Genomic DNA, 23,728 nt, shown 5'->3' on the forward strand with positions numbered 1-23,728 from the left:
CATCGGCAAGAGGAGAACACCATGGCTCAAATGAAATTCATGTGTGACGCCGAGCGCTGCATCGAATGCAACGGCTGCGTCACCGCCTGTAAAAATGCCAACGACGTCGAGTGGGGCATTCAGCGCCGCCGCGTGGTGACACTGAACGACGGTGAAGCCAGTGAAATGTCGATTTCGGTGGCCTGCATGCACTGTGACGACGCCCCTTGCATGGCCGTCTGCCCCACCGACTGCTTCTACAAGACCGACGATGGCATCGTGCTGCACGACAAGGACCTGTGCATCGGCTGCGGCTACTGCCTGTATGCCTGCCCCTTCGGCGCCCCGCAATTCCCCAAGCAGAACGCCTTTGGCGAGCGCGGCAAGATGGACAAGTGTACCTTCTGCGCAGGCGGCCCGGCAGAGAGCAAGGAAGAGGAGTACCAGAAGTACGGTTCCAACCGTATTGCCGAAGGCAAGCTGCCGCTGTGCGCCGAGATGTGCTCGACCAAAGCGCTGCTGGCAGGTGATGCGCAGGACGTCGCCGACATTTTCCGTCAGCGTGTCGTCCATCGTGGCCACCCGGATGGAGCGTGGTCGAACAATCCCCAGGCCAGCACCGACAACCTTGCCTACGATGCTGCCCGTAAAGGCTAAGGAGGCGTGTCATGACCCCAATGACCATGACCACCGTTGAAATGCCTACATCGGCCAACGGGCATGCCGCCCGTGGGTTGAAGCGTATCTGGCACCTGTGCTTGATGCTGCTACTGCTGGTGGCCAGCCTCGGTGTGAGCCAGCTGGCCGTGGCCCAGGCGGACCCGCAACGGGAAATGTCCACCGCCGCCCCTGGCATAACGGCCGAGCAGTGGCGCCAGGTACGCAGCGGTGAAACCGGCCCGAACTATCGTGATTCGCGTCACGACAGCAACTACAACCTGATCAACGCCAGCGGTGAAACGTGGCGGATTCTGCGCAATCGCTGGGTCTCGCCGTTTGGTTTGATTGCCATTCTGGGCATGGCCAGCGTGATTACGCTGTTCTACCTGGTGATTGGTCGCAAGCACCTGGATGAGCCACGTACCGGGCGCAAGCTGCTGCGCTGGCCGCTGTTCATGCGCGCGCTGCACTGGACGGTGGCGACGCTGTTCATCACCCTGGCGCTGACCGGTCTCAACCTGCTGTATGGCAAGTTCGTCTTCCGCTCGCTGTTTGGCGATGCGGTTTGGGGATGGATGATCTCGGCCTCCAAGGTGCTCCACAACTACCTGGGGCCGCTGTTCGGTATCCTGCTGATCGTGCTACTGGTCAAACTGTTGAAAGACAATATCCCCAAGAAGCATGACCTGCAGTGGTTCAAGCAGGGCGGTGGCCTGGTGGGTAAAGGCCACCCGGACGCGGGATTTGCCAACGGCGGTGAAAAAGCCTGGTACTGGCTGCTGGCCACCGCAGGGCTGGTGGTGGTGGCCAGTGGCTTCGTGCTCGACTTCCCGAACTACGGGCAGAGCCGCGATACCATGCAGTGGGCCAACATCATCCACGCCGTGGGCGCGCTGGGCTTGACCGCCGTGGCGCTGGGGCACATCTACATCGGTACGGTAGGGACCGAAGGGTCGCTGGAAGGCATGACCACCGGCTACGTAGACGAAACCTGGGCCAAGGAGCACCACAACCTGTGGTACGAAGAGGTCAAGGGGCAGTCGCTGAGCGAGGAAGAGGTGGCTGCTCAGAAAGCGGGCGACAGCAGCGAGCCCTCTACGAAACCGGGCTGACGCACCACCATAGGATGACGCAAGATCGTCGCTGACACCGCCCTCGGGCGGTGTCTTTTGTTATGCTGCATATCAACCCTGTCTTGAAAGAGGAACCCGCATGGCTACGTTCGATGAACTGGATACCGCGACCCGCACGGAGCTGGAAGCCGCTGCATTTCGTCGCTTGCTCAAGCACCTGGATGACAACAAGGACGTGCAGAACATCGACCTGATGATTCTGGCGGACTTCTGCCGTAACTGTCTCTCCAAGTGGCTGGTCAGCGCAGCCGATGAGCGCGGCACGCCTCTGGAAATGGACGCTGCCCGGGAGTATGTCTATGGCATGCCCTACAGCGAATGGAAAGCCAACCACCAGGGTGAGGCCACCCCGGAGCAGTTGGCGGCACTCGACGCTCGCCAGGCGCGCAAGAAAGCCCCTTCACAGAACGAGTCCCCTTCACAGAACGAGCCCAAGGAGTAGCGCCAATGGATGCCATGGAAGCCCTGAACATTGCGGTGCTCACCGTCTCGGACACCCGCACCGAAGAGACCGACCGCTCGGGTCAAGCGCTGGTTCAGCGGCTGACCGAAGCGGGGCACCGGCTGGCCGACAAGCGTATCGTGCCGGACGACGTGTACCAGATTCGTGCCGTGGTGGCCCAGTGGATCGCCGACCCCGGCGTGCAGGTGGTGCTGACCACCGGCGGTACCGGTTTCACCGGCCGTGACTCCACTCCAGAGGCGGTCTCGGTGCTGTTGGACAAGCGCATCGAGGGGTTCGGCGAGCGCTTTCGCCAGCTGAGTGGCGACGAAATCGGCAGCTCCACCATTCAAAGCCGCGCCCTGGGTGGTTTTGCCAACGCCACGGTGGTGTTTTGCCTGCCGGGCTCCACCGGTGCCTGCCGCACCGGGTGGGACGGCATTCTGGCCGAGCAGCTGGATAGCCGCCACAAACCCTGCAACTTTGCCAACCTGGTCATTCCCGGCCGGGGGCAGCATGGCTGAGCAACGCGCACAACATCAGCCACCGCCACTGCAGCCTATCAGCGCCGTTCTCGATGCGCTGCTGGCAGGGCTTGTGCCGCTGCCAGCCGAGCAGGTGCCGCTTGAAGAGGCGGCGGGTCGGGTGCTGGCTGAGCCGGTGATGGCAACGCTGGACGTGCCGCCCTTCGATAACAGTGCCATGGATGGTTATGCGCTGCGCGCCAGCGACGCGGGCAAGCGGCTGCCGGTCAGTCAGCGGATTGCTGCCGGAAGCCTGGCCCAACCGCTGGCAGAAGGCAGCTGCGCGCGGATCTTTACCGGGGGCCAGATTCCGGCGGGCGCGGATTGCGTGGTCATGCAGGAGCGCGTCACCCTGGACGACGGCCACGCGGTGATTCCCCATGACGTACCCGCGGGTGACAACGTCAGGCTCAAGGGGCGTGACGTGCAGCGTGGAGACGTGCTGCTCAAGGCGGGGCAGCGCCTGGAAGCGGCTGCACTGGGGCACCTGGCGGGGCAAGGAGTGACCGAGGTCAGCGTGCGCCGTCGGCCCCGGGTGGCGCTGCTCTCCACCGGCGACGAGATCGTCGACCCAGGCATGCCCTTGCAGCCTGGCCAGCTCTATAACTCCAATCGCCCGATGCTGACGCGTTTGCTGGAGCGCTTTGGTGCCGAGGTCGTACAGCGGGTCAGCGTTCCCGACGACTATGCCCGCACCGTCGAGATTCTCGAACAGGCGGCGGCCGTGGCCGACGTGGTGGTCAGCACCGGTGGTGTCAGCGTGGGGGAAGAGGACCACGTCAAGGCTGCGCTGGAGTCGCTGGGGCAGCTGGATATGTGGAAGCTGGCCATTCGCCCTGGCAAGCCGCTGGCGCTGGGACGCCTGCCGGCCGAGGCAGGGCGCGAGGCGCGCTTTGTCGGCCTGCCGGGCAATCCGGTGTCCGGGTTCGTTGGCGCCTGGCTCTTTTTACGTCCGCTGATGGGAGCATTGTTGGGCTGCCCTGCGCTTGCGTCACTGCCAGAGATCACCGCGAAGGCGCAGTTCACCACCGAGACGGGGCCACGGCAACACTACATGCGCGTGGCGCTGCGCTTTAGCGCTCAGGGAATCGACGCGGTGGCGTTTGAAGACCAGAACTCGGCGGTGCTCTCCTCGTGTATCGAGGCCGATGCGCTGGCCGTCATCGATGCTCACCAGCAGATAGCCCCAGGGGACGCCGTGCGCTGCCTATGGCTGGAGCCCTGACGGCGACAGCCGTTGGCCATCCAGCAGCAAGGTCAGCCGTTGCTGTTCCAGCATCAGCCCGCACAGCGCGGGCATGTCCGTGCGGGCGGCGATCAGGGGAGGCAGCGAATGCAGCTGGACGACCGGCAGGCGTGCCAGCCGACTCTCCGAGCCCATGCCCAGTTGCCATGGGTCTGCGGCGTCGCGCAGGGTCAGCCAGCGGCTTGGGGAGCTGGCAAGCTGGAATAACCGCCTGCCTGAAAGACCACGCAGGTCACGGTTCGAGTGCCATCGTGGCCACACGGGCATCTTCGGGCTGCCAAAGCGTGCTGACGAAAGGGCGCAGTGCGTCAGGCAGCGTTTCGGGGCGCTTTGAAGGCGCCAAGGGGCAAGTCGCACCACCTGCTGGCAGGGCTCTTCCACATCGACGATGCGGCCATCGTCCTCGCGGATAGCATCTTCAAGGGATAGGTTTGCTGCCTCATGCCCCGCGGGGTGCGAATCCGCCATGATCCTGCGCCGTGCTGATCAAGACCACCTGGTTACGCCCCTGGTGCTTGGCACGATAGAGCGCCTGATCGGCGCTGAGGCGTAGCGATTCGGTAGAGGGATGTTCAGGGAAACTGCTGATCCCGACGCTGAAGGTGCAGCGGAAGCGTTCTCTGCCCGCGTGAAACGCAGCTCTTCGGGTGGCGCCCAGGTGGCAGCCTGCAGCCGAGCATCATCAGGGCAGCAGCGCCGCCTAAGCGCGACGTGCGCTCACAAACGCACGCTTACACGATCGCGTGAGGTACGAAGCAGGACGTGTCCTTGGTAATTCTGCCCACGTCTTCGCGAATGCCGATACCACAGGCGCGATCGCCCACCACCCAGCTGCCGACCAGGGCATGCCGCTCCCCAAACCTGGGGAGCGGATGGTACGCCTGACGAATCCATGGGCTATCGGTGTAAGGCCCGTCGACGTTTTCCGACACTCCATCGGGGGTGGTCAGGCTGACGTTGCTGCCCTCACGGGAGAAAAACGGTTTGCGAACCCAGCCCGGCGCAGGCGAGGCGTTCTCGGCTGGCTCGAAATAGGCGGGCAGCAGGTTGGGGTGGCCTTCGAACTGTTCCCACAGCAGCGGCAGGATACCTTTATTGGACAGAATCGCCTTCCAGGGCGGTTCGAACCAGTGGGTGTCCAGCTGGGTGATCTGCTGGCTGAACGCTTCCACCGCCATCTCTTCCCACGGGTACAGCTTGAAAACTGCCGCCATCGGCTGGTCTTCCAGGTCCACGAAGTGGGACTGACCCGGCGTTACGCCAATATCCTCGATGTAGACGAACGGCGCGTGAAGTCCCGCTTGCAGCGCGATGTCCTGCAGGTAGCGGACGGTAGCCCGCTCCTCGTCGCTGCCTTTCACACAAGAGAAATGCAGCGTGCGGTCGGGGAGCCGGTCGCCCAGATGTGCCAGGGCGTTCAGCAGGCGCTCCTGGATGGAGTTGTACTGGTCGGCATGGCGAGGCAGGATGCCCTGGGCAATGGCCTGTTCCAGCCATACCCATTGGAAGAACCCCGCCTCGTAAAGCGAGGTGGGCGTATCGTAGTTCAGCTCCAGCAGTTTGGCCGGGCCGTCCCCTGAGTAGGCAAAATCCATGCGCCCATACAGCGGCGGTTGGCCGGAGGTCCAGGAGCGATGGATGGTCTCCCACATATGTGCGGGGATCGCCAGCCGCTGCAGTAGGGCCTCCGAGCGGCATACGCGGTCGACCAGCGCCATGCACATCTCGTGCAGCGTTTCGGTGGGAGTTTCTATGTCGCGCTCGACCTGCTCCAGCGTGAACTGGTAGTAAGCGCTCTCTTTCCAGTAGGGCTCGCCGTCGATGGTGTGAAAGTGGAAGCCCAGCTGCTGTGCCAGGGCTTGCCACTGTGGTCGTTCAGGAACGGTGATCCTTAGCATGAGGGCTCCGGGTGTGGGTCAGGAGCCCCAGGAGGCAGAGCGCGTGCCCAGGCCGCGGCGCGTGGTGGTTTGACGGCTTTGGACCACCGAGTTGCGCATGGCGTCGTTGCGTTGATTGACCCGCTGGGTCGCCTGGTTGGCGGCGGCATTCCAGTTGCCCTGGTTGGCGCGGTTGCGATAGACCGGCTCCTGGTAAACCCGCTCGAAGGAACGCCCACGGTTGGTGTTCGACATCATGCTCCCCATCATGTAGCCCATCATGGCGGGCATGAACCAGCTACCGCCGCCACTGGCCTGGGCCTGCTCTTCATTGGGGGCAGCACAGGCGCCTTCGCCGTGCTCGGCCTCGCAGGCTTCCAGCGTATTGAAGCGCGGCACCGACTCCAGCGCTGCCGTATGGGCCTCTTCACAGGCGCTGCGGGTATAGATATTGGCGGCCACACAGTCGTCGACGCTCTGGAAGCTGCGCGGTTCGTCAAAACTCACGTCGGTAATGTGTTCGTCCTGGGCGGGTTCGGTACAGGCGGTCAGGCCAAAGGCGCCGGTGCCCATCATGGCCAACGACAGCCGTGCGCTACGCTTGCGGCGAGGAAGATGTTGATCTGCCATGTCGAACTCCTTACCAGGTCATGGAAGCGGCGTTGATGAGGCCGACCGCGATGGAAACGCTGCCCACCAGCGTGCCATAAGCCTGGTGCCCCTCGGTGATGTGCTGGGAAAGGCTCTCGCCCTGGCGGCGCAGTACCAGCTTCAAGCCGAAGAACGTGGCGATCTGCACCCCAAAGGCGACGATGCCCCAGAGAATGAAATCGAGGTAGCTGATGGAGTTGGCCATGGCGCTGTAGAGCGGCAGCGTGAAGCCAAGGATAGAACCGCCGTAAGCCCGGGCGGCAGCGGCATTGCCTTCACGGATCAGGGTCCATTCATGATGCGGCGTGAGTCGGCTGTAGCAATACATGAACGCGACCAGTAGCCCCAGCGCGCTGAGTAGATAGGCAAAGAAGTGCGGTAATCCCTGCAGGTAGTGCAACATGGTGATGTGCTTCCCTTATGATCCATGGAGGGTCGGTATTGTGACATAGCTGGGCGTGGCTGCGTTACCCGCGACGCGTTTTCCCCAGCGAGGTGCCAACAGTGCGTGGAATGACGTAAAGAAACAGCTTTTGTGTCATTAAGGTAAGACTAAAGGCTAATAGATGAATCGTGTCACCTCCTTAGAATCCCGCGAAGCCTGGTATTTTTACCAACATTCACCGTGTCGTATCGTGTAAAGACGGTGCCACGTGCCCGTACCGGGCACTGCCCAGGACGCGACCGCTTCGAAGGACCTCCCTCATGCATGCCCTTACCCTGGCATCGTTTCTATTTTTTACGGGCCTGGTGGCCTTTGTGACCTGGCGTATTACACGCCGCGATGACCATCGCAGCACCAACGGCTATTTTCTGGCGGGGCGCACGCTGACGTTTCCGTTGATTGCCGCATCGATGCTGATGACCAACCTCTCCACCGAGCAGATGGTAGGGTTGAATGGCTCGGCGTTTACCGACGGCCTGAGCGTCATGGCCTGGGAAGTCATCGCCGTGATTGCGCTGGTTGCCCTGGCGCTGTTTTTCCTGCCGCGCTTCTTGAAAAGCGGGATTGCCACGCTGCCGCAGCTGCTGGCGATTCGCTTCGATGCCGGTACCCAGCTCATTGCCAACGTCATCTTCCTGATTGCCTACGCGGTGGTGCTGCTACCCATCATTCTCTATTCCGGCGCCATTGGCTTGCAGGGCATGCTGGATTTGCAGGGCTTGACCGGCATCGAGTCCAGCACGGCCCTGCTGTGGGCAACCGTCTGGATCGTGGGCCTGATTGGCGCCGTGTATGCGCTGTTTGGGGGCCTGCGCACGGTGGCGGTGTCCGACACCCTCAACGGCGTGGGGTTGCTGATTGGCGGTTTCGTGATCGTTTACTTCGGCCTTCAGGCGGTGAGTGGCGGCACAGGCGTCATGGAAGGCTGGAGCATCCTGAAGGAGAGCGACCCTGGCAAGTTCAACTCCATGGGTGGCCCCGACCAGCAGGTGCCGTTCTCGACCATCTTTACCGGCGTACTGCTGCTGCACCTTTTCTACTGGACCACCAACCAGCAAATCATTCAGCGCACCTTCGCCGCGAAAAATCTGGCGGAAGGCCAAAAAGGGGTGCTGTTGACCGGCTTCTTCAAGCTGCTGGGGCCGCTCTATCTGGTGCTTCCGGGCATCATTGCCTACCACTTGTATGCCGACCAGGGCGTGCGCGCCGATGAAGCCTATGGGCACCTGGTATTCAACGTGCTGCCGCCGTATCTGACGGGCTTTTTTGCGGCGGTGATGGTGGGGGCGATTCTCTCCTCGTTCAATTCGGCGCTGAACAGCACCACCACGATCTTCAGCCTGGGGATCTATAAAGGCGTGCTGAAAAAGGACGCCACGGAAGAGCAGGTGGTGAAATCCGGCAAGGTGTTTGGCTGGATCATGGCCATCAGCACCATGATCATCGCGCCGCTGCTGGCGGGGCAGGATAGCCTGTTCGGCTACCTGCAGCGCATGAACGCCATCTATTTCATTCCGATTCTGGCCGTGGTGCTGGTGGGGCTGTTGACCAAGCGCGTGCCGCCCATGGCTGCAAAAGTGGCCCTGGTGGGCGGTTGCTTGTTGATCGCGGCAGGCTACTTCGTGCCGCCGTTCAACAAACTGCCGCTGGTCATGCACGAGTTCCACTTCGTCGCCGCGGTGTTCGTGCTGCTGGTCGCGGTGATGCTGGTGATCGGCAAGCTGCGCCCCCGCGCCACGGACTGGGTCCAGGAAGCCTCGGGCGATGTCGACCTCACCCCGTGGAAAGGTGCCGTGCCCACCGGCATCGTGCTGGTGGTGCTGGTGGTGATCATGTACGCCTCGTTTGCAGGCGGTTGATCATCGGCCACGTGTAGTAACGCCAACCCCAACGCCAACGCCCCGCCTTGCGGGGCGTTGGCGTTTGTCAGCGTTCAAAAAGCCTGAGCGGCGCGTGAGGGCATTGGCTCGATGTCGTTTTCGGTGGGGTAATGGTCCTTGCCGACAAGCGGGGTAGCGCAGACACTCTGTTTACTGCTTTGGTCTCGAGGAGAGAAACCGTGACCCGCCATCTTGCCCTGCTTGCCTATCCTGATTGCCAACTGCTGGATGTGTGTGGCCCTTGGCAAGTGTTTGCCAGTGCCAACGCGTTGAGTGCTCAGCCGTTGTATCACCTGACGCTGGTGGCCGACAGCGTTGGCCCACTCATGACGAACGGAGGGTTGGCGCTGCAGGCGACCCACTCCTACCAACGGCCTCTTCCCCGATTTCCCTTGGATACGCTGTTGGTGGCGGGCGGCAGTGGCGTGATGCAGCAGCGCGATATCCACGAGGTCAAACAGTGGTTGCGGGAGGTAGCGCCTTCCGTGAGACGGCTGGGTTCGATTTGTTCCGGTGCCTTTTTGCTGGCCGCAGCGGGCTTGCTGGATGGCTGCCGTGTGACCACGCATTGGCGCCATGCCGCACAGCTGGCGGCGGAGTACCCTGCCCTGAGCGTCGAGCCCGATGCACTCTATATCGAAAGCCATGGCCGCTACACCAGCGCGGGCGTAACGGCGGGGATCGATTTGGCGCTGTCGCTGCTGGAGGACGATCACGGGTCTGAACTGGCCGGTCGTGTGGCCCGTGAGCTGGTGGTGTTTTTACAGCGTCCAGGGGGGCAGTCCCAATTCAGCGAAGTGCTGCGCCGCCAGCAATCGGCGGGGCCGCTGCGTCGGTTGCTGGATCGGCTCCATGCCGACCCCAGTGAAGAGCTCGGGCTTGCGAGCATGGCCGAGCAGATGGCCGTCTCCCCGCGCCATCTGACGAGACTGTTCAAGCAGCATTTGAACACCACGCCTTGCGCGTACCTGACCCAACTGCGCCTTGAACAGGCACGCCTGGCACTGATCAGCGAATGCGAACAGCTCTCTCTAGAGCGTCTGGCGCAGCGCTGGCGGCTGGGCGGTGCCGAACAACTGCGCCGCCAGTTTCAGCGCTACTACGGGGTATCCCCCTCGGTGTATCGCCAGCGTTTTGCCTCATCCCATGCCGTCCCTGTTCAGGAGGAGTTCTGATGCCATTCACGGTGACGCTGTTATCGCTTTGCCAAGCGCTGCTGGTCACGGGCAACGTCCTGTTGATCGCCGTCTCGCCCTTGATTGGCGCGGCGCTCGCCCCGAGTGCGAGCTGGTCAACGGCCCCGGTGGCTACCCAGTGGTTGGGGCTGATGTGTGCCACTATCCCTGCATCGTTGATCATGGCCAAAGTGGGCCGTAAGCGAGGCTTCATGCTGGGCAATGGGGTGGGTCTGCTGGGCGCGCTCGTCGCGGCGCAGGCCTTGGTGAGCGCCCACTTCGGGCTCTTCCTGGTGGCGACCTGGCTGATCGGCATTGGCATTGGTTTTGGGCAGCTGTACCGCTTTGCTGCGGTGGAAGCAACTCCCGCACCGTTGCGTGACCGGGCGATTGGCCTGGTCATGGGGGGCGGGGTTCTGGCAGCGTTTGCTGGGCCCTGGTTGGCAAGGGTGAGCCGTGAGCTGAGCATGGTGCCGTTTCTGGGGAGTTTCATAGGACTGGCCTTGCTCTACCTGCTCGCACTGGTGGTGCTGATGGCGACGCGGCTACCGCCTGTCTCCCAGACGCACGGTGCCGCCAATGCCATGCCGTTGCGCCACATACTCCGCCAGCCCGGGTTCATCGTGGCGGTGAGTGCGGCGATGGTGGGGTACGGGGTCATGAACCTGGCCATGACCGCCACACCGCTTGCCATGGCGGGGGCGGGGCATCATTTCGATCACGTGTCGATGACCATTCAGTGGCACGTGGTGGCGATGTTTCTACCCTCTTTCTTGACGGGGCATCTGGTCACGCGTTTTGGCGCCAGGCAAATGATCGTGGCCGGATGCCTGCTGCTGGTGATGAGTGCGCTGGTGGCTCAGTGGGAGGGCGGCCTGCTGGGGTTCAATGTGGCCCTCATTCTGCTGGGGCTTGGGTGGAATTTTACGTTCTTGCCCGCCACCGGCCTGCTGACCCAGAGCTACCGACCAGAGGACAAGGCCCGCACCCAGGCCACCAACGAGTTCATGGTATTTGGCACCGCCGCCCTGACCGCGCTGCTGGCAGGTCCCCTGGTCAATGGCCTGGGTTGGGCAACCCTCAACCTGGTGTTGGTGCCTGTGGCGCTGGTGCCTGTAGCACTGCTGCTTTGGCAGCGGCATGTGCCCCCCGCCAGTGCTTAAAAATCCCCCGGTGCGCACTGCAGGCAGGTAAGCCCCAGGGCGCGCCACTGAGCGACCACGGCGTCGCGGTCGTCCAGTACCAGCCAGGGCGCAAAGCCGTCGCTGCGCATTTGATCGAGTAGCGCGGCTTTTACCTCTTCATCGTCCACATGATCATCGCCCTCGGGGCGCAGGTACATGGCATCGAAGGGAATGGCATGGCGGTCGAGCCAGGCCTGGGTATGCTCGCGGTGGCTGTCCGGGCGGCCGCTGCAAATGACGATTTGCTGGCCCTGGGCCTTCAGCAGCTTGACCAGTTTGGCCACGGGTTCGATGACCGGCGCTTGGGCCATATGGGCGAAGAAGGGGTCCCACTGTTTGGCGGGGCCCAGCACCCACTCGTGGACTTGCTGGGGGTGAAATTCGGCAAGCGTGCCGTCGACGTCAACGATGACTGCGGTCATGACATGGATTCCTGAGATGCAAAGAGTGAAACGGCCGAACCTTGAGAACGGCTGCTGAGGGCAAGCCGTGCCTGGGTCGTCAGCCGCGTGCCTAGACGTTCGCGCCAGTGATCAATGGCTTCATCGTCCAGTCGCGTAAACAGAGGCACGACCTGAGCAGCCTGGAGCTGATGGGCCAGTGCCACCAGATGCGAGGCGCGCAGGTGGACGTTCCAGCGTTGCCAAAGCACCTCGTTGGCGGCCAGCTGCGCACAGCGCTGTGGCGTCAGGTAGCCGGTGTGCAGCAGACGGTGGTCAGGCCAGTCGGCGGGCTGGTCGTCACGGTCGCTAACCAGCCAGAGTGTCGGATGGCTGGCGTTGGGCCGCTGGAGCAGGGTGCCGATGGCGTCGTCCAGCCCGTCACGCCGCAAACCGCGTGGCAGCGCCAGCAGAGCGGCAAGGTTGTCGCGGATGATGGGGTCGATGGCCAGGGGGAGCTGTCGGTGATCTGCTTCCTCTGCCAACCACAGTGCCATTTCCAGCGCCCGTCCCGTTTCCGGTACCGGCAGCACCAGTGGCGTATCCAGGGCGCTGCCCAGGGTATCGAGGCAGTGTGCCTGGGGCTGGTCGTAGCTGCTGTAGGAGGCGTCCAGCAGCGCCGTACGGGCAGGTGGCGGCGTATCGAAGGGAAACAGCCGCGACTCGAAACAGGCATCGCCGCTGTAGAAAAGCCCGCCCGCCACGTCGAGGTGCAGCCAGACACCCCCCAGCGAGTGGCCCGCCTGGCCGGTGGTGACGGTAATGCCTTCCACTTCTAGACGGCCGCGATAGGGCAGTGGCTGCCACGCTCTGTGGGGCGGCAGCGCCTTGGCGACCAGCGGCGTGCAGTAGAGCGGCAGCTGCTCGGGCAGCTCGGCCACCCCGCCAATATGATCGATATGATCGTGGCTGATCAGCACGGCGTCTACCGCGAGCCCCGCCGCCCAGGTGATCGCCTCACCGGGGTGCAGTGCGCCGCCCGCATCCAGCAGCAGGCGCTTGCCTTGGGCCTCGACCACGATGGCGGCCGGGCCCTTGTCGCCCAGCCCGCTGAGGATCTCCACCAAGGCGCTCATTGGTCGGGCTCCAGACACCAGCCTTCCAGCAGGCGTACTGCGACCTGCTGGCCTTCGCCAAGGGCGTGGGGATGATACGCCAGCAGGGCATCGCCGGTGCTCAGGCGCAGGTGTAGCTCGTAGCGCTCACCGCGGAACGTCAGCCGTTCAACGCGGGCGGTCAGGTCGTGGGGATTGGGGGCCGCGGCATCCAGATGCACGTGCTCCGGGCGCACCAGCACGGGCTGCGAACGCGCGGAGAGCGGCGCGGCCAGCCCGCTCATCAAAGCGCTTTCGGTGAGACGCTGGCCAGGCGCGCCGCTGGCAATGTGAAGCAGGCTACCCTGGCCGATAAACCGCGCGACCCATTCGCTGCGCGGCGCTCGGTAGAGCGTTTCGGGCGTGGCCCACTGTACCAGCTCGCCCTCCCGCATGACGGCAATGCGGTCTGCCATGGCCATGGCTTCGCTTTGGTCGTGGGTGACGTAGACCATGGTGGCCTGGGTCCGCCGGTGGAAATCCACGAAGCTGTGCTCCATGGCGGCCCGCAGGTTGCGGTCCAGGTTGGCGAGCGGTTCGTCCAGCAGCACCACGTCGGGGTCGGTGACCAGGCAGCGGGCCAGTGCCACCCGCTGGCGCTGGCCGCCGCTGAGGGCCTGGGGCGAGCGCTGGGCATAGGGGGTCAACGCCACCTGCTCCAGCGCCTGAGCGACTCGGCGCTGGTAGTCGCTGCCTTGAATGCGGCGCAGCTTCAGCGGGTAGCCCACGTTGTCGGCCACGCTCATATGGGGCCATAGCGCGTAGGACTGAAACACCATGGCCATGTTGCGCTGCTCGGGGGGCACATGGTGGTGGGCGCTGGCCAGCAGCGTCTCACCGAGCGTCATGGTGCCGCTACTCACCTGCTCGAACCCTGCCAGCATGCGGAGCATGGTGGTTTTGCCGCAGCCGCTGGGGCCCAGCAGCGCCACGAATTCGCCGGGAGAGATATCGAGGGTGACGCCATTGACCGCAGCGTGTTGGCCAAACTGTTTGGTAACGCGGTCGAGCATTAGCCTTGCCATGGCACGACTCCTTTGGGTAAGCGAGGGGCCATCAGGCTCAGCAGCAGCATCAAGGTGGCCACCATGGCCACGACCAGCACGGCCACCGCCGACGCCAGCACGCTTTCGCCCCCTTCGTCCAGGTTGAAGATCAATACGCCCAGGGTTTCGTTGCCGGCGCTCCAGAGCAGCGCCGACACGGTGAGCTCGTTGACGGCCAGCAGGAATACCAGCAGCCCACCGGCAAACAGGGAGGGCGCGATCAGCGGCATCACGATGGTGGCCAGCCGCCGCCAGGGGCCAGCACCGGCCAGCTGGGCGGCTTCTTCCAGCGAGGGGTCGAGCTGCGCAAGGCTGGCGCTGACCGGCTTCAGGCAGACCACCAGAAAGCGCGCCAGGTAGGCCACGAAAATCAGCCCAAGGGTGCCGTACAGCGCCAGATTGATCAGTGGCAGCGGGCGCACGAACAGCAGAATGCAGGCAATCGCCAGCACCACGCCAGGCAGGGCATAGGGCAGCTCGATGACGCTGAGGGTGAGCTGCTGTAGACGAGGCGGCAGGCGCTGAAGACGGTACGCCAGGGGCAGGCTGCACAGCATCAGCACCAGCGCGGCGCCGCCTGCCAGCCAGAAACTGTTGCGCACGGCCCGCCAGGTGGCGCCCTGTCGGCCGATGACCTCGTGGTAGGCGTTGAGGGTGATGGTATCCAGGCTCAGGGGAACGCCCATGGCCGGGACCAGCGAGCTCACCACCAGCGCGAGCAGCGGCGCCACCAGGATCAAGAGCAGCACCATGACCAGCAGGGTCGTCACGCCGGTACGCCAGCGCCCCAGTGAAAAGTCGTGGGCGCGGCCGCCGTGCCCTCCCAGGCCAAAGCGGCTGCGATTCATCCAGTACTGCTGCAGGGCTACCCCGGCCAGGGCCAGCACACCGATCAACAGGGAAAGCGCCGCCATTTCTGCCAGCACGCCGGTGCCAAAATTGGCCATGCGCTGGTAGATCAAGGTGGGCAGCACGTAATAGCCTGCGGGAATGCCCAGCATGGCGGGAATGCCAAAATTGCCCAGGCTGGAGATGAAGGCCATGGCCGCTCCGGCGATCAGGCCGTGTCGGGTCACGGGCAGAATGATATGCCCCCAGACCTGACCCTGGCGGGCGCCGCTGATCCGGGCGGCTTCGACCAGCTCACGGGGGAGCGACATGAGCGAGGTACGCAGCGCCAGAAATACCAGCGGTGCACTTTGAATGCCGAGCAGCAGTGCGATGCCTTCGGCGGAATAGAGCGGCTGGGGGCTGCCCAGCGGCGGTGCCATGCCGATGCTTTTCAGTAAAGGGCTGGCCGGGCCGAACAGCTGTAGCCAGCTCAGCGCAGTGACCTGGGGCGGGATCATCATGGGCAGCATGAAGCAGAACACCAGCCAGGCCTTGCCGCGAATGTCCGTCAGGGTGATCACGAAGGCGAACAGGCTGCCCAGCACTAGGGCAATCAGCATGCCCAGGCCCGAGGTGTACAGGCTGTGCCACAAGGCGCGCCAGGTGCTGGCCGCGTTGAGCACTTTCCACAGCGGGGCACTGCTGCCCTGGCCCAGGTCGCTGAGGGCTTCCATCAAAAGCCGCAGGCTGGGCGCCAGACTGAGTAACACCACCAGCAGCGTGAGCAGGGTAAGCAGCCAGCGATGCTGGCTGCCAACGTTCAGCGAAGGGCTCATCATCAACCGCCAAACAGCTCATTGAAGCGCTGCTTGAGCGCCTCTTCCTGGGACAGCGCTTGCTCGATATCGACCGGCATCAGCTGAATCGAGTCGCGTTCGGGGAAGCCTTCCGGTGGGGCAACGTCCGGGTGCGCGGGCAGGTAGCCCTGCTGGCTCACCAATTCCTGCCCGGCTTGGGAGAGCACGAAATCGACGAACTTCTGGGCAGCGTCCGGGTGTTGGGCTTCCGCCATGATGGCGACGGGTTCGGTCACGGCGCTGACGCCTTCCTCGGGGAAGACGAACGCCACGGGGGAACCCTTGGCCGCTTCACGGATAGGCAGGAAATCCACCACGATGCCGTACGGCTTGGTGCCTGCTGCCACGGCGTTGAAGACGCCACCGTTACCGCTTTGGGCTTCCGTACGGTTGGCGTGCAGGGCGTCGTAGTACTCCAGGCCCAGCGACGTTTCACCGATGGCGGCCATGTGGATCAGCGCTGCGCCGGAGTAGAGGGGGCTGGGCATGGTGACCAGACCTTCATACTCCGGGCCAATCAGGTCGGCCCAGCGTTGCGGCTGGTGCTCGGCACCCGTGTTGTAAACGATCCCGGTGGTAATGAGCTTGGTACCGTAGAAGTAGCCGTCGGCGTCGTAGAGCGCCTCATCGTAGGCGTCGCGCTCGGGGCTTAGGTAGGGTTGCAGATGGCCCTCCTGCTTCAGCGACTCCATGGTCATGCTGTCTGCGATCAGCAGCACGTCGGGGTTGCTCACCCCCGCGGCCAGCTCCGAACGCAGGCGAGTCATCAGGCGCGTCGTGCCGTCGCGCACCCACTCCACCTCGATCTCCGGATAGGCCGCCTGGAAGGCATCCACGGTTTGCTGGGCGTCGCTGTTGGGCTGGCTGGTATAGAGCACCAGCGTTTGGTTGGCCAACAGAGGCGTGGACAGGGCAAGGCTTGCAAGGGTCACGGCATGACACAACGAACGCTTCAACATCGGGGAAACCTCCAGTAGGTGAACAGTGATCACACTACTGTCATCGCCTTACAACATCGTGACACTAAGCTTTCGTTTGAAAGTGAATGGCTTTCGTCGAGCAGAAAACGGTTTTCGTTTTGCTGGCGGCAACCTTGAAGGGAAAACCAGGGAGGAAGCATGGACGTCAATCAACGTCGGCGGGCGGTACTGGCCTGCGTGCGGGACGAGGGGCGGCAGACCCTGGAGGCATTGGCGCGACGGTTTGGCGTCTCGGTGCAAACCGTGCGCAGCGACATACGCTCGTTGGCCGAGCAAGGGCTGCTGCTACGCCGACACGGTGAGGTGATGGCGTTTCCTGACCAGGAGAATGTCGGCTATGACCAGCGCCAGATCGTCAATCAGGCCGGCAAACGACACATTGCCCGTCAGGCAGCCTCGCTGATTACCGATCACCAGTCGCTGTTTTTAGGCACCGGCACTACGGTGGAGCAGCTGGCCGATGCGCTGCACGGCAAGCAGGGCCTGCAGATCATGACCAACAACCTGCACGCGCTGATCAAACTGTGTGCCCTGGAGTGCGAGCTGGTCGTGGCGGGTGGTCGCGTGCGCCGCCGCGACCAGGACGTGATAGGCGGTGATGCCTGGCGCTTCTTTCAGCGTTATCGGGTCGATGTGGGCATCGTCTCGGTGGGCGGGATGGATAGCCAGGGCCTGCTGTACGACTACAACGATGACGAAGTCATGGCCCGAGAGGCGCTGCTGGCCCACGCGGCGTACCGTATTCTGGTACTGGACAAGACCAAGTTCGACCTGCCGCTGCGCTGCGCCGCAGGATCGCTGGCCGACTATCATGCGGTGATCACTGACAGCCCCTTGCCCGACCGGTTAAGAAGCCCGTTAGCGGCCCAAGGCGTTTGCTTCATGAGCGGAGGTTAGGCATCGTGCCGCTCATCCGGCAACCGCTTGAAATAGACGTAGCGGTGTAGGCGGATGGCCGGGCGTATCAAAAGTTGGATACTGCCAATGACAAACAACCAAACGCCCACGGTTTGCACTGTTCCCTCGTAAAAGAAGCAGATGCTACCGATGACGAACCACAGCCCTATCATGAAATCATTGATGATACCGAGCACCTCGTAGCGGCGATGAATCACCAGTTCCTCGCGCCCCATGGTGAAGGTGAGGTCGTTGCTGGACGAGACAGTGTGCTGGGCCATGTTCGCTCCTTTGTGGGCAAAGAAAACTCAACTTACTTGTTAAATACGGTTTCCATGTCGATGGCTTAGCCCGCGTTGACGATGGTGTTGACAAAGTTCAGCGGCTGGGGGGTATCGATCACCTCGGCCCACAGGTCGTACTCGTCGGCATGGGTGACGCGTGCTCTGACCAGGTCGCCGGCGCGCAGCGCATGGCGGCTTTCCAGATAGACCATGCCATCGATTTCTGGGGCGTCGGCTTCGCTGCGGCCAATGGCGCCTTCGTCGTCCACTTCATCGACCAGCACTTCGATCTCACGGCCGATCTTGGCCTGCAGGCGAGCTGCCGAGATCTCCTGCTGGTGGGCCATGAAGCGCTCCCAACGGTCCTGCTTCACGTCATCGGGTACCTGCGCCAGGCCCAGCTCATTGGCGGGGGCACCCTCTACCGGGGAGTACTGGAAGCAGCCCACCCGATCCAGCTGCGCTTCGCTCAGCCAGTCCAGCAGGTACTGGAAATCTTCTTCGGTTTCACCGGGAAAGCCGACGATGAAGGTCGAGCGGATGGTCAGCTCGGGGCACTGCTCGCGCCAGCGTTTGATGCGCTCCAGTGTACGGTCTTCGAAGGCGGGGCGTTTCATCGCCTTGAGCACCTTGGGGCTGGCGTGCTGGAAAGGAATATCCAGGTACGGCAGGATCTTGCCCTCGGCCATCAGCGGAATCAGCTCATCCACATGAGGGTAAGGGTAGACGTAGTGCAGGCGCACGCGAATGCCCAGCTCGGACAGCGCATCGCACAGTTCGGTCAGGCGCGTTTTGACCTGGCGCCCGTGCCACTCGTTCTCCACGTAGCGCACATCGACGCCATAGGCGCTGGTGTCCTGGGAGATCACCAGCAGCTCTTTCACTCCGGCCCGCGCCAGGGCTTCGGCTTCGCGCAGTACCTCACCCACGGGGCGGCTGACCAGCTTGCCCCGCATGGAGGGAATGATGCAGAAGCTGCAGGTATGGTTGCAGCCTTCGGAAATCTTCAGGTAGGCATAGTGGCGCGGCGTCAGCTTGATGCCCTGGGCGGGCACCAGGTCGATGCGGTGGTCGTACTCGCTGACGAAGGGCACCGCGCTATGCACGGCGTTCACCACCTGCTCGTACTGCTGTGGGCCCGTCACCGCCAGAACGTTGGGATGCACGTCGCGAATCACGGACTCATCCACCCCCATGCAGCCAGTCACGATCACCTTGCCGTTTTCGGCAATGGCTTCGCCAATGGCGTCCAGGGACTCGGCCTTGGCGCTGTCGATGAAACCGCAGGTATTGACGACCACCACATCGGCATCGTCGTAGGTGGGTACGATCTCGTAACCATCGGTACGAAGCTGCGTCAGGATGCGTTCGGAATCGACCAGTGCCTTAGGGCAGCCTAGCGACACAAAACCGACCTTGGGTGTGGACATAATGGGCCTCGAGGAAGAGAGCTGAGGGGCGATCACCTTGAGCAGAGGCCCCAGAAAAGAACATGGCGAGTAAAGAAAGGGCGGCATTTTAGCGCCCTTGACCAGTGCTGGAAACCTCTACGCGTTGGATTCACCAACGTGCCCTGCAGGCGACGCAGCCACAGAGAGGTGGCAAACTCGATCGAATGCCAAGCAAGCGTATGAAACGAACGCCTCACCAAAATGGTAGCGATTACCCTTGGGCAGCGCGGGAGCAATGATAATGAATAGCGACAGGTTGCTGGACGCCATCGAGCATGAACTTAGACCACGCTGCCGCTTACGATTCGGGCAGGAGGTGGAGGCACTCTTCGAACAGGAAACGCACCAGACACGCCAACGCCATCTGGTGATCATGGGCCTGATCACCGCTCTTCTTTATGTCCTGTTCCTGATCAACGACTACAGCTTTCGACCCGAAGCGTTTCTGGCCTCCGTGATGATTCGCGGTGTCATCTTGCTACCCATGGCGCTGGCGATTTTCTGGTGGGTCTATCGTGGGGTGCCGCCGTGGCTGCGTGAAACGCTGATGGCAGGGCTGGTCGTGATCGCCATGATCGGCTCCAGCACCATTTTCTACATTTCCAGCTCGCCGCACTCTTATCTGGATGTCTTTTCGTTTGGTCTGATCCTGGTGGCTGGAAACATCGTTTTTTCGTTGCGTTTTCCTTATGCCTTGACGTCCACGGTGATCAGTATCGGGGTCATGAGTGTCTTCGTATTTTATTACGAGCCTATGCCAATCGAGGCCAAACGTTTGGCTATGTTCGCTATTCTGGTCAAGGCGGTGTTTACGTTGATGGCCAACTACCGCCTGGAGTACAGCGAACGAACCTCCTTTCTGCTGCTGATGCGTGAAAAAATTCAGGCAGGCCATATGCAGAGTGCCAATCATCAGTTGACGCGACTCTCGGTGACCGACCCACTGACGGACATCGCCAACCGCCGCCAGTTCGATGCCATTTTTCCCGCGCACTGGCAGGTGGCCCAATTGGAACAGCGTTATTTGGCCATCATGGTGATCGATATCGACCACTTCAAAGCCTACAACGACTATTACGGCCACCTGCAAGGAGACCTATGCCTTCGCCAGGTGGCCGCCGCGTTACAAGCCAACAGCCGATCCGACGATCTGGTGGTGCGCTATGGCGGTGAGGAGTTCGTGATTCTGATGCCTCGCACCGAGCCGCATACGGCACGTCAGGCCGCAGAGCGTATCCGTGAGAGTATCGAAGCGCTGGCCATTGCGCATGCTGGGTGTGGCCCTGATGCCAACGTGACGGTGAGCATCGGGGTGGCCGCCATGCAGCCCACCGTAGGGCAAGAGGAAACGGTACTTTTCATGGCAGCCGATCAGGCGCTTTACGATGCCAAGCGCCAGGGGCGTAACCGCGTCTGCATGACGCCCCTGGCAGAAAGCTGACCGTCTAGAACGACGCCGCGCTGGCGAGTGGGCTGGGTGCAGGCTTGCGCGGCGGCAGAGCCAGCACGTTATCCTGGCGTGGCTGCGTGCCCTGAAGGGTCGTTAGTGGGGGTTGGCGTTCGCCGATAGGCATGAACGCGTGGGCGCTGTGGGCCAGGTGAGACACTTCTCTGGAGAGGAGGTCGACGGCATTGATGTAGGCATCCATGCTGGTCGCGCTCTCCTGGGTGCCCTGGTCGATCTGAGCGATGGCCTGGCTGATCTGAGCGATGCCCTCGCTCTGTTCGCGGGCGGCGGCGCGAATCTCTTCCATCAAGTCGTTGACGTTGTGGCTCGCCTGACGGATTCGGCCCATGGCATCCCCGGCAGAGCCTGCCTTGTGCTGGCCTGCCTCGATGCGCTGGCGGGCCGTTTCGATCAGTGTCTGCACCTGATGGGCTGCCTCGGCTGACTGACGGGCCAGGCGGCGTACTTCTTCGGCCACCACCGCAAAGCCTCGGCCATGTTCACCGGCCCGGGCAGCTTCGACGGAGGCGTTCAGGGCCAGAATATTGGTCTGGAAGGCAATATGGTCGATGGTCTTGACGATGCCTGCCATGTCCTGGGACGTGCTGGTAATGCCCTCCATGGCATCATCCAGTTCCTGCATGATGGCCACGGCCTTGTCCACTTCGCCCACGTTACCCACCGACGCCTGGCTGGCCAGTTGGGCATTCTCCGAACTTTGCCGCACGGTAGACGCGATCTGCTCGGCGCTGGCAGCCGTTTGCTGTACCGCAGAGGCCTGCTGATCCACTCGATGGCCCATGGCCTGGTTATGCCGCGACAGCTCCTCCACCGAGGGCATGACCTGGGCAATCCGCTGGTCCAGGTCGCCAATCAGTGCATCCAGCGAACGGCGCATGAAGTTCATGGTGGCCAGGGTGTTGTCCATGGCTTTGTTGCCCACGGTAGGGACCTGAGCGTTCAGGTCGCCTGCCGCGATTTGCAGTGCAAAGTCGTTGGCTTTGTGCAGGAAGCGACGCAACCGACGCGCCTGGCGCCACTGTAGCGCGCTCAGCAGCAGCCCGCTGGCCAGCACCATCATCACCAGTGGCAGGGTCACCGAGGTGGCCACGTGGCCCTTTAGCCACCAGGCGCATCCCGCCATCAGTAGCCCAGTGGTGAACAGCGTCATCAGAACGCCGGAAATGCTGGCCAGTCGCGGCGCCCACCAGGCGGCACTTGCCAGGCGCTTCAGCGGGTTACGCGCCATGATCTCACCGTGCTTGACCGTGTAGCGGCCCTGCTGCTCGCGAATGTCCTGATAAATACGCTCCGCCTCGGCCACTTCGGCCTGTTCCGGTTTTACCCGAATGGACACGAACCCGGTGATTTGATTGTTTTCACGAATGGGCACCACGTTGGCACGCACCCAATAGTGGTCACCATTCTTGCGCCGGTTCTTGACCAGTCCGGTCCAGTACTGGCCCGCCTTGAGGTCGCTCCACATATCGGCAAACACCGGGGCAGGCATGTCAGGGTGGCGCACCATGTTGTGTGGTGAACCCACCAGCTCCTCATAGTCGAAGCCACTAATCTCGACGAAGCGATGGTTGGCATAGGCGATGTGGCTGCTTCGGTCGGTTTTGGAGATCAGCACATCATCATCGCGTAGAGGGTGTTCCACTTGGGTAACAGGGCCGTTGTTTTTCATGATGGAGTACCTGTGGGAGGAATACCTGATTGGGTTGGTCAGGTATTACTATAAATCTCCTACAAGAGTTATCCAGAGGCGTTGCATTGTTTAACATTTTCCTGGCCGGACAGTCGGTCATGCCAAGAAGCCGCCATGAATTTGACAACCTCCTCGCGGTATGACAAACACACAACCCTTTCAGGTGAGGGATTGAACGTGGCAGACGAGCAAAGCTATCAGGCGTTGGCAGTGGACACCCTTGGCCAGCGGCTGGGGGGAGTGGAAGCGGTCGCCCGCCGCGTGGGCGGCGACCCGGCACAGTGGCAGATCCGTGAAGTGGGCGATGGCAACCTCAATCTGGTATTCATCGTCACCGGCAGCACCGGTAGCGTGGTGGTCAAGCAGGCGCTGCCCTACGTGCGCATGGTCGGTGAGAGCTGGCCGCTGCCGCTCTATCGCGCCCATTTCGAATACTACGCGCTGGTGCGCCAAGCCACGCGTGCGCCTGGCGTGGCCCCAGAGGTGTACCATTTCGACAAGCCCCAGGCGCTGATCGTGATGGAGTATCTTCACCCGCACGTGATTTTGCGGCGCAAGCTGATCAGCGGCGAGCGGGTGGCTCGGCTAGGGGAGGCCATCGGTGAGTTCTGCGCCCGCACGGCGTTTCGCGGCTCGGAGCTTTCCATGGCGAGCCCGGACAAGAAAGCGGATGTGGGGCTGTTCTCGGGCAACGTCGCGATTCCCGCGATCACCGAATCGCTGGTGTTCACCGACCCCTACTACGGCGCCGAGATGAACCGCCACACGCCCGAGCTCTCGCCCGTGGTGGACGCACTACGCCGCAATGCGCCTTTGAAAGCCAAAGTGCAGCGGCTGCTGATGAAGTTCACTGCCAACACCGAAACCATGCTGCACGGTGATTTGCACTCCGGCTCCATCATGGCCACCGACACCAGCGTGCGGGTCATCGACCCTGAGTTTTCCCAGTATGGCCCCCTGGCGTTCGACCTGGGCATGGCCGTGGCCAATTTCTTCATGGCCTACTTCAGCCAGCCCACCGCCAGGCAGACGAGCTGGAAGCGTATCAAGCCTGGATTCTCTCGGTGATCAGCGACTGCTTTACCCGCTTCGATGAGGAGTTTCGTCACCTCTGGCAAACCGAGCGGACCGGTATTCTGTTCCCCAGGTCGCTATTCGAAGAGCAGGGTAACAGCGCCGACGACGCCTGCGATGCCCTGCTGGATGAGATTCGTGAAGATGCGCTGGCCTACTGCGGCATCGAAATGCATCGCCGCGTACTGTCGCTGGCCCACAACGCCGACTTCGAAGAGATCGAAAACACCGCCCTGCGCGCCGAGTTGGAAGCACGCAACGTGCTGATGGGCCAAACGCTGATCATGGAACCGCAAGCCTACCGAGGCCTCGACGCGCTGACGGAACTCGCCAAAACGTTCAATCAGAAAACGGTGTTGTAAGCGTCTTTCCATTGATTCAGTGGCACCTTCGGCACCGCTGTGCGGTGCTTCGCGGGTG

25 protein-coding genes are annotated in these 23,728 nt (G+C 62.5%); 12 read left to right on the forward strand and 13 right to left on the reverse strand.

Going from position 1 to position 23,728, the window contains the following annotated elements; translation table 11 throughout:
- Positions 1–21 precede the first annotated feature (21 nt).
- From fdh3B to B7L72_RS12590, 5 genes are all read left to right on the forward strand, one after another.
- Entirely contained in the window at positions 22–636 is a 615-nt protein-coding gene (fdh3B, locus tag B7L72_RS12570; protein WP_016915147.1) for a formate dehydrogenase FDH3 subunit beta, read from the forward strand.
- A 20-nt stretch (positions 637–656) separates the two neighbouring features.
- Positions 657–1,751 (forward strand): formate dehydrogenase subunit gamma, encoded by a 1,095-nt coding sequence (locus B7L72_RS12575; protein ID WP_081194841.1) that lies wholly within the window; start codon positions 657–659, stop codon positions 1,749–1,751.
- A 100-nt stretch (positions 1,752–1,851) separates the two neighbouring features.
- A complete protein-coding gene (locus tag B7L72_RS12580) occupies positions 1,852–2,214 on the forward strand; it encodes a DUF1244 domain-containing protein (protein WP_081194739.1) in 363 nt (120 codons plus the stop codon).
- Positions 2,215–2,219: 5 nt separating this feature from the next.
- Positions 2,220–2,738, forward strand: coding sequence for a molybdenum cofactor biosynthesis protein B (moaB, locus tag B7L72_RS12585; RefSeq protein WP_081194741.1), 519 nt, complete (start codon positions 2,220–2,222; stop codon positions 2,736–2,738).
- Positions 2,731–3,963: a molybdopterin molybdotransferase MoeA gene (locus B7L72_RS12590; protein ID WP_081194743.1), complete on the forward strand. Its 1,233-nt coding sequence runs from the start codon at positions 2,731–2,733 to the stop codon at positions 3,961–3,963. Before moaB ends, B7L72_RS12590 begins: the two co-directional genes overlap by 8 nt.
- On the opposite strand, the gene B7L72_RS12595 is transcribed toward B7L72_RS12590, so the two are convergent.
- From B7L72_RS12595 to B7L72_RS12615, 5 genes are all read right to left on the reverse strand, one after another.
- On the reverse strand, positions 3,946–4,452 hold the full coding sequence (locus B7L72_RS12595) for a hypothetical protein (protein ID WP_081194745.1): 507 nt from the start codon (positions 4,450–4,452) through the stop codon (positions 3,946–3,948). The two genes, B7L72_RS12590 and B7L72_RS12595, sit on opposite strands and share 18 nt — an antisense overlap.
- Positions 4,424–4,642, reverse strand: a complete 219-nt coding sequence (locus B7L72_RS12600) for a GGDEF domain-containing protein (protein WP_206192733.1) — start codon at positions 4,640–4,642, stop codon at positions 4,424–4,426. The genes B7L72_RS12595 and B7L72_RS12600 overlap by 29 nt, the downstream gene beginning before the upstream one ends.
- Before the next feature lie 73 nt (positions 4,643–4,715).
- Positions 4,716–5,882 (reverse strand): glutathionylspermidine synthase family protein, encoded by a 1,167-nt coding sequence (locus tag B7L72_RS12605; RefSeq protein ID WP_081194747.1) that lies wholly within the window; start codon positions 5,880–5,882, stop codon positions 4,716–4,718.
- Between the two features lie 18 nt (positions 5,883–5,900).
- Complete coding sequence (locus tag B7L72_RS12610) at positions 5,901–6,491, reverse strand: DUF1190 domain-containing protein (RefSeq protein WP_081194749.1); 591 nt, start codon at positions 6,489–6,491, stop codon at positions 5,901–5,903.
- A 10-nt stretch (positions 6,492–6,501) separates the two neighbouring features.
- Positions 6,502–6,915: a DUF350 domain-containing protein gene (locus tag B7L72_RS12615; protein ID WP_081194751.1), complete on the reverse strand. Its 414-nt coding sequence runs from the start codon at positions 6,913–6,915 to the stop codon at positions 6,502–6,504.
- Between the two features lie 302 nt (positions 6,916–7,217).
- Between B7L72_RS12615 and B7L72_RS12620 the strand changes: the two genes are divergently transcribed.
- The 3 genes from B7L72_RS12620 (at position 7,218) to B7L72_RS12630 (ending at position 11,175) form a co-directional block, all read left to right on the forward strand.
- On the forward strand, positions 7,218–8,816 hold the full coding sequence (locus B7L72_RS12620) for a solute:sodium symporter family transporter (RefSeq protein ID WP_081194753.1): 1,599 nt from the start codon (positions 7,218–7,220) through the stop codon (positions 8,814–8,816).
- 200 nt (positions 8,817–9,016) lie between these two features.
- Positions 9,017–10,012, forward strand: coding sequence for a GlxA family transcriptional regulator (locus B7L72_RS12625; protein WP_081138689.1), 996 nt, complete (start codon positions 9,017–9,019; stop codon positions 10,010–10,012).
- Positions 10,012–11,175, forward strand: coding sequence for an MFS transporter (locus B7L72_RS12630; RefSeq protein WP_016915128.1), 1,164 nt, complete (start codon positions 10,012–10,014; stop codon positions 11,173–11,175). The genes B7L72_RS12625 and B7L72_RS12630 overlap by 1 nt, the downstream gene beginning before the upstream one ends.
- Here B7L72_RS12630 and B7L72_RS12635 read toward each other — a convergent pair.
- From B7L72_RS12635 to B7L72_RS12655, 5 genes are read right to left on the reverse strand one after another with little or no spacing between them, the layout of a single operon-like run.
- The gene (locus B7L72_RS12635) at positions 11,172–11,618 is read right to left on the reverse strand and encodes a phosphatase domain-containing protein (protein ID WP_016915127.1); all 447 of its coding nucleotides are present in this window, start codon (positions 11,616–11,618) and stop codon (positions 11,172–11,174) included. The two genes, B7L72_RS12630 and B7L72_RS12635, sit on opposite strands and share 4 nt — an antisense overlap.
- Entirely contained in the window at positions 11,615–12,712 is a 1,098-nt protein-coding gene (locus B7L72_RS12640; protein ID WP_081194755.1) for an MBL fold metallo-hydrolase, read from the reverse strand. Before B7L72_RS12640 ends, B7L72_RS12635 begins: the two co-directional genes overlap by 4 nt.
- Positions 12,709–13,755, reverse strand: coding sequence for an ABC transporter ATP-binding protein (locus B7L72_RS12645; RefSeq protein ID WP_081194757.1), 1,047 nt, complete (start codon positions 13,753–13,755; stop codon positions 12,709–12,711). The genes B7L72_RS12640 and B7L72_RS12645 overlap by 4 nt, the downstream gene beginning before the upstream one ends.
- Positions 13,743–15,443, reverse strand: a complete 1,701-nt coding sequence (locus tag B7L72_RS12650) for an ABC transporter permease (RefSeq protein ID WP_081194843.1) — start codon at positions 15,441–15,443, stop codon at positions 13,743–13,745. Before B7L72_RS12650 ends, B7L72_RS12645 begins: the two co-directional genes overlap by 13 nt.
- Before the next feature lie 2 nt (positions 15,444–15,445).
- Complete coding sequence (locus B7L72_RS12655; RefSeq protein ID WP_016915123.1) at positions 15,446–16,423, reverse strand: ABC transporter substrate-binding protein; 978 nt, start codon at positions 16,421–16,423, stop codon at positions 15,446–15,448.
- Between the two features lie 159 nt (positions 16,424–16,582).
- Between B7L72_RS12655 and B7L72_RS12660 the strand changes: the two genes are divergently transcribed.
- A complete protein-coding gene (locus B7L72_RS12660; protein ID WP_016915122.1) occupies positions 16,583–17,341 on the forward strand; it encodes a DeoR/GlpR family DNA-binding transcription regulator in 759 nt (252 codons plus the stop codon).
- Here B7L72_RS12660 and B7L72_RS12665 read toward each other — a convergent pair.
- Both B7L72_RS12665 and rimO read right to left on the reverse strand, forming a co-directional pair.
- Positions 17,338–17,622: a YrhK family protein gene (locus B7L72_RS12665; protein ID WP_016915121.1), complete on the reverse strand. Its 285-nt coding sequence runs from the start codon at positions 17,620–17,622 to the stop codon at positions 17,338–17,340. The two genes, B7L72_RS12660 and B7L72_RS12665, sit on opposite strands and share 4 nt — an antisense overlap.
- Before the next feature lie 65 nt (positions 17,623–17,687).
- Positions 17,688–19,055, reverse strand: coding sequence for a 30S ribosomal protein S12 methylthiotransferase RimO (gene rimO / locus B7L72_RS12670; RefSeq protein ID WP_081194759.1), 1,368 nt, complete (start codon positions 19,053–19,055; stop codon positions 17,688–17,690).
- A 262-nt stretch (positions 19,056–19,317) separates the two neighbouring features.
- Between rimO and B7L72_RS12675 the strand changes: the two genes are divergently transcribed.
- Complete coding sequence (locus B7L72_RS12675) at positions 19,318–20,517, forward strand: GGDEF domain-containing protein (protein WP_081194761.1); 1,200 nt, start codon at positions 19,318–19,320, stop codon at positions 20,515–20,517.
- Positions 20,518–20,521: 4 nt separating this feature from the next.
- On the opposite strand, the gene B7L72_RS12680 is transcribed toward B7L72_RS12675, so the two are convergent.
- On the reverse strand, positions 20,522–22,213 hold the full coding sequence (locus B7L72_RS12680) for a PAS domain-containing methyl-accepting chemotaxis protein (protein ID WP_081194763.1): 1,692 nt from the start codon (positions 22,211–22,213) through the stop codon (positions 20,522–20,524).
- 198 nt (positions 22,214–22,411) lie between these two features.
- Here B7L72_RS12680 and mtnK point away from each other — a divergent pair, with 198 nt between their 5' ends.
- Together mtnK and B7L72_RS18970 are read left to right on the forward strand one after the other, a co-directional pair.
- Positions 22,412–23,302, forward strand: coding sequence for an S-methyl-5-thioribose kinase (gene mtnK / locus B7L72_RS12685; RefSeq protein WP_254893815.1), 891 nt, complete (start codon positions 22,412–22,414; stop codon positions 23,300–23,302).
- Positions 23,299–23,670 carry a hypothetical protein gene (locus tag B7L72_RS18970; protein ID WP_254893816.1) on the forward strand — a complete coding sequence of 124 codons (372 nt, stop codon included), beginning with the start codon at positions 23,299–23,301 and terminating at the stop codon, positions 23,668–23,670. Before mtnK ends, B7L72_RS18970 begins: the two co-directional genes overlap by 4 nt.
- Positions 23,671–23,728: the final 58 nt, after the last annotated feature.

It is taken from the genome of Halomonas sp. BC1 (assembly GCF_002078135.1).
In the GTDB taxonomy this organism is placed as follows: domain Bacteria; phylum Pseudomonadota; class Gammaproteobacteria; order Pseudomonadales; family Halomonadaceae; genus Vreelandella; species Vreelandella stevensii.

Excerpts from the sequence above, each read along its gene's own strand:
- fdh3B (WP_016915147.1), top strand. The coding sequence starts at position 22 with ATGGCTCAAATGAAATTCATGTGTGACGCCGAGCGCTGCATCGAATGC.
- B7L72_RS12575 (WP_081194841.1), top strand. The coding sequence starts at position 657 with ATGACCATGACCACCGTTGAAATGCCTACATCGGCCAACGGGCATGCC.
- B7L72_RS12580 (WP_081194739.1), top strand. The coding sequence starts at position 1,852 with ATGGCTACGTTCGATGAACTGGATACCGCGACCCGCACGGAGCTGGAA.
- moaB (WP_081194741.1), top strand. The coding sequence starts at position 2,220 with ATGGATGCCATGGAAGCCCTGAACATTGCGGTGCTCACCGTCTCGGAC.
- B7L72_RS12590 (WP_081194743.1), top strand. The coding sequence starts at position 2,731 with ATGGCTGAGCAACGCGCACAACATCAGCCACCGCCACTGCAGCCTATC.
- B7L72_RS12595 (WP_081194745.1), bottom strand. The coding sequence starts at position 4,452 with ATGGCGGATTCGCACCCCGCGGGGCATGAGGCAGCAAACCTATCCCTT.
- B7L72_RS12605 (WP_081194747.1), bottom strand. The coding sequence starts at position 5,882 with ATGCTAAGGATCACCGTTCCTGAACGACCACAGTGGCAAGCCCTGGCA.
- B7L72_RS12610 (WP_081194749.1), bottom strand. The coding sequence starts at position 6,491 with ATGGCAGATCAACATCTTCCTCGCCGCAAGCGTAGCGCACGGCTGTCG.
- B7L72_RS12615 (WP_081194751.1), bottom strand. The coding sequence starts at position 6,915 with ATGTTGCACTACCTGCAGGGATTACCGCACTTCTTTGCCTATCTACTC.
- B7L72_RS12620 (WP_081194753.1), top strand. The coding sequence starts at position 7,218 with ATGCATGCCCTTACCCTGGCATCGTTTCTATTTTTTACGGGCCTGGTG.
- B7L72_RS12630 (WP_016915128.1), top strand. The coding sequence starts at position 10,012 with ATGCCATTCACGGTGACGCTGTTATCGCTTTGCCAAGCGCTGCTGGTC.
- B7L72_RS12635 (WP_016915127.1), bottom strand. The coding sequence starts at position 11,618 with ATGACCGCAGTCATCGTTGACGTCGACGGCACGCTTGCCGAATTTCAC.
- B7L72_RS12640 (WP_081194755.1), bottom strand. The coding sequence starts at position 12,712 with ATGAGCGCCTTGGTGGAGATCCTCAGCGGGCTGGGCGACAAGGGCCCG.
- B7L72_RS12645 (WP_081194757.1), bottom strand. The coding sequence starts at position 13,755 with ATGGCAAGGCTAATGCTCGACCGCGTTACCAAACAGTTTGGCCAACAC.
- B7L72_RS12650 (WP_081194843.1), bottom strand. The coding sequence starts at position 15,443 with ATGAGCCCTTCGCTGAACGTTGGCAGCCAGCATCGCTGGCTGCTTACC.
- B7L72_RS12655 (WP_016915123.1), bottom strand. The coding sequence starts at position 16,423 with ATGTTGAAGCGTTCGTTGTGTCATGCCGTGACCCTTGCAAGCCTTGCC.
- B7L72_RS12660 (WP_016915122.1), top strand. The coding sequence starts at position 16,583 with ATGGACGTCAATCAACGTCGGCGGGCGGTACTGGCCTGCGTGCGGGAC.
- B7L72_RS12665 (WP_016915121.1), bottom strand. The coding sequence starts at position 17,622 with ATGGCCCAGCACACTGTCTCGTCCAGCAACGACCTCACCTTCACCATG.
- rimO (WP_081194759.1), bottom strand. The coding sequence starts at position 19,055 with ATGTCCACACCCAAGGTCGGTTTTGTGTCGCTAGGCTGCCCTAAGGCA.
- B7L72_RS12675 (WP_081194761.1), top strand. The coding sequence starts at position 19,318 with ATGAATAGCGACAGGTTGCTGGACGCCATCGAGCATGAACTTAGACCA.
- B7L72_RS12680 (WP_081194763.1), bottom strand. The coding sequence starts at position 22,213 with ATGAAAAACAACGGCCCTGTTACCCAAGTGGAACACCCTCTACGCGAT.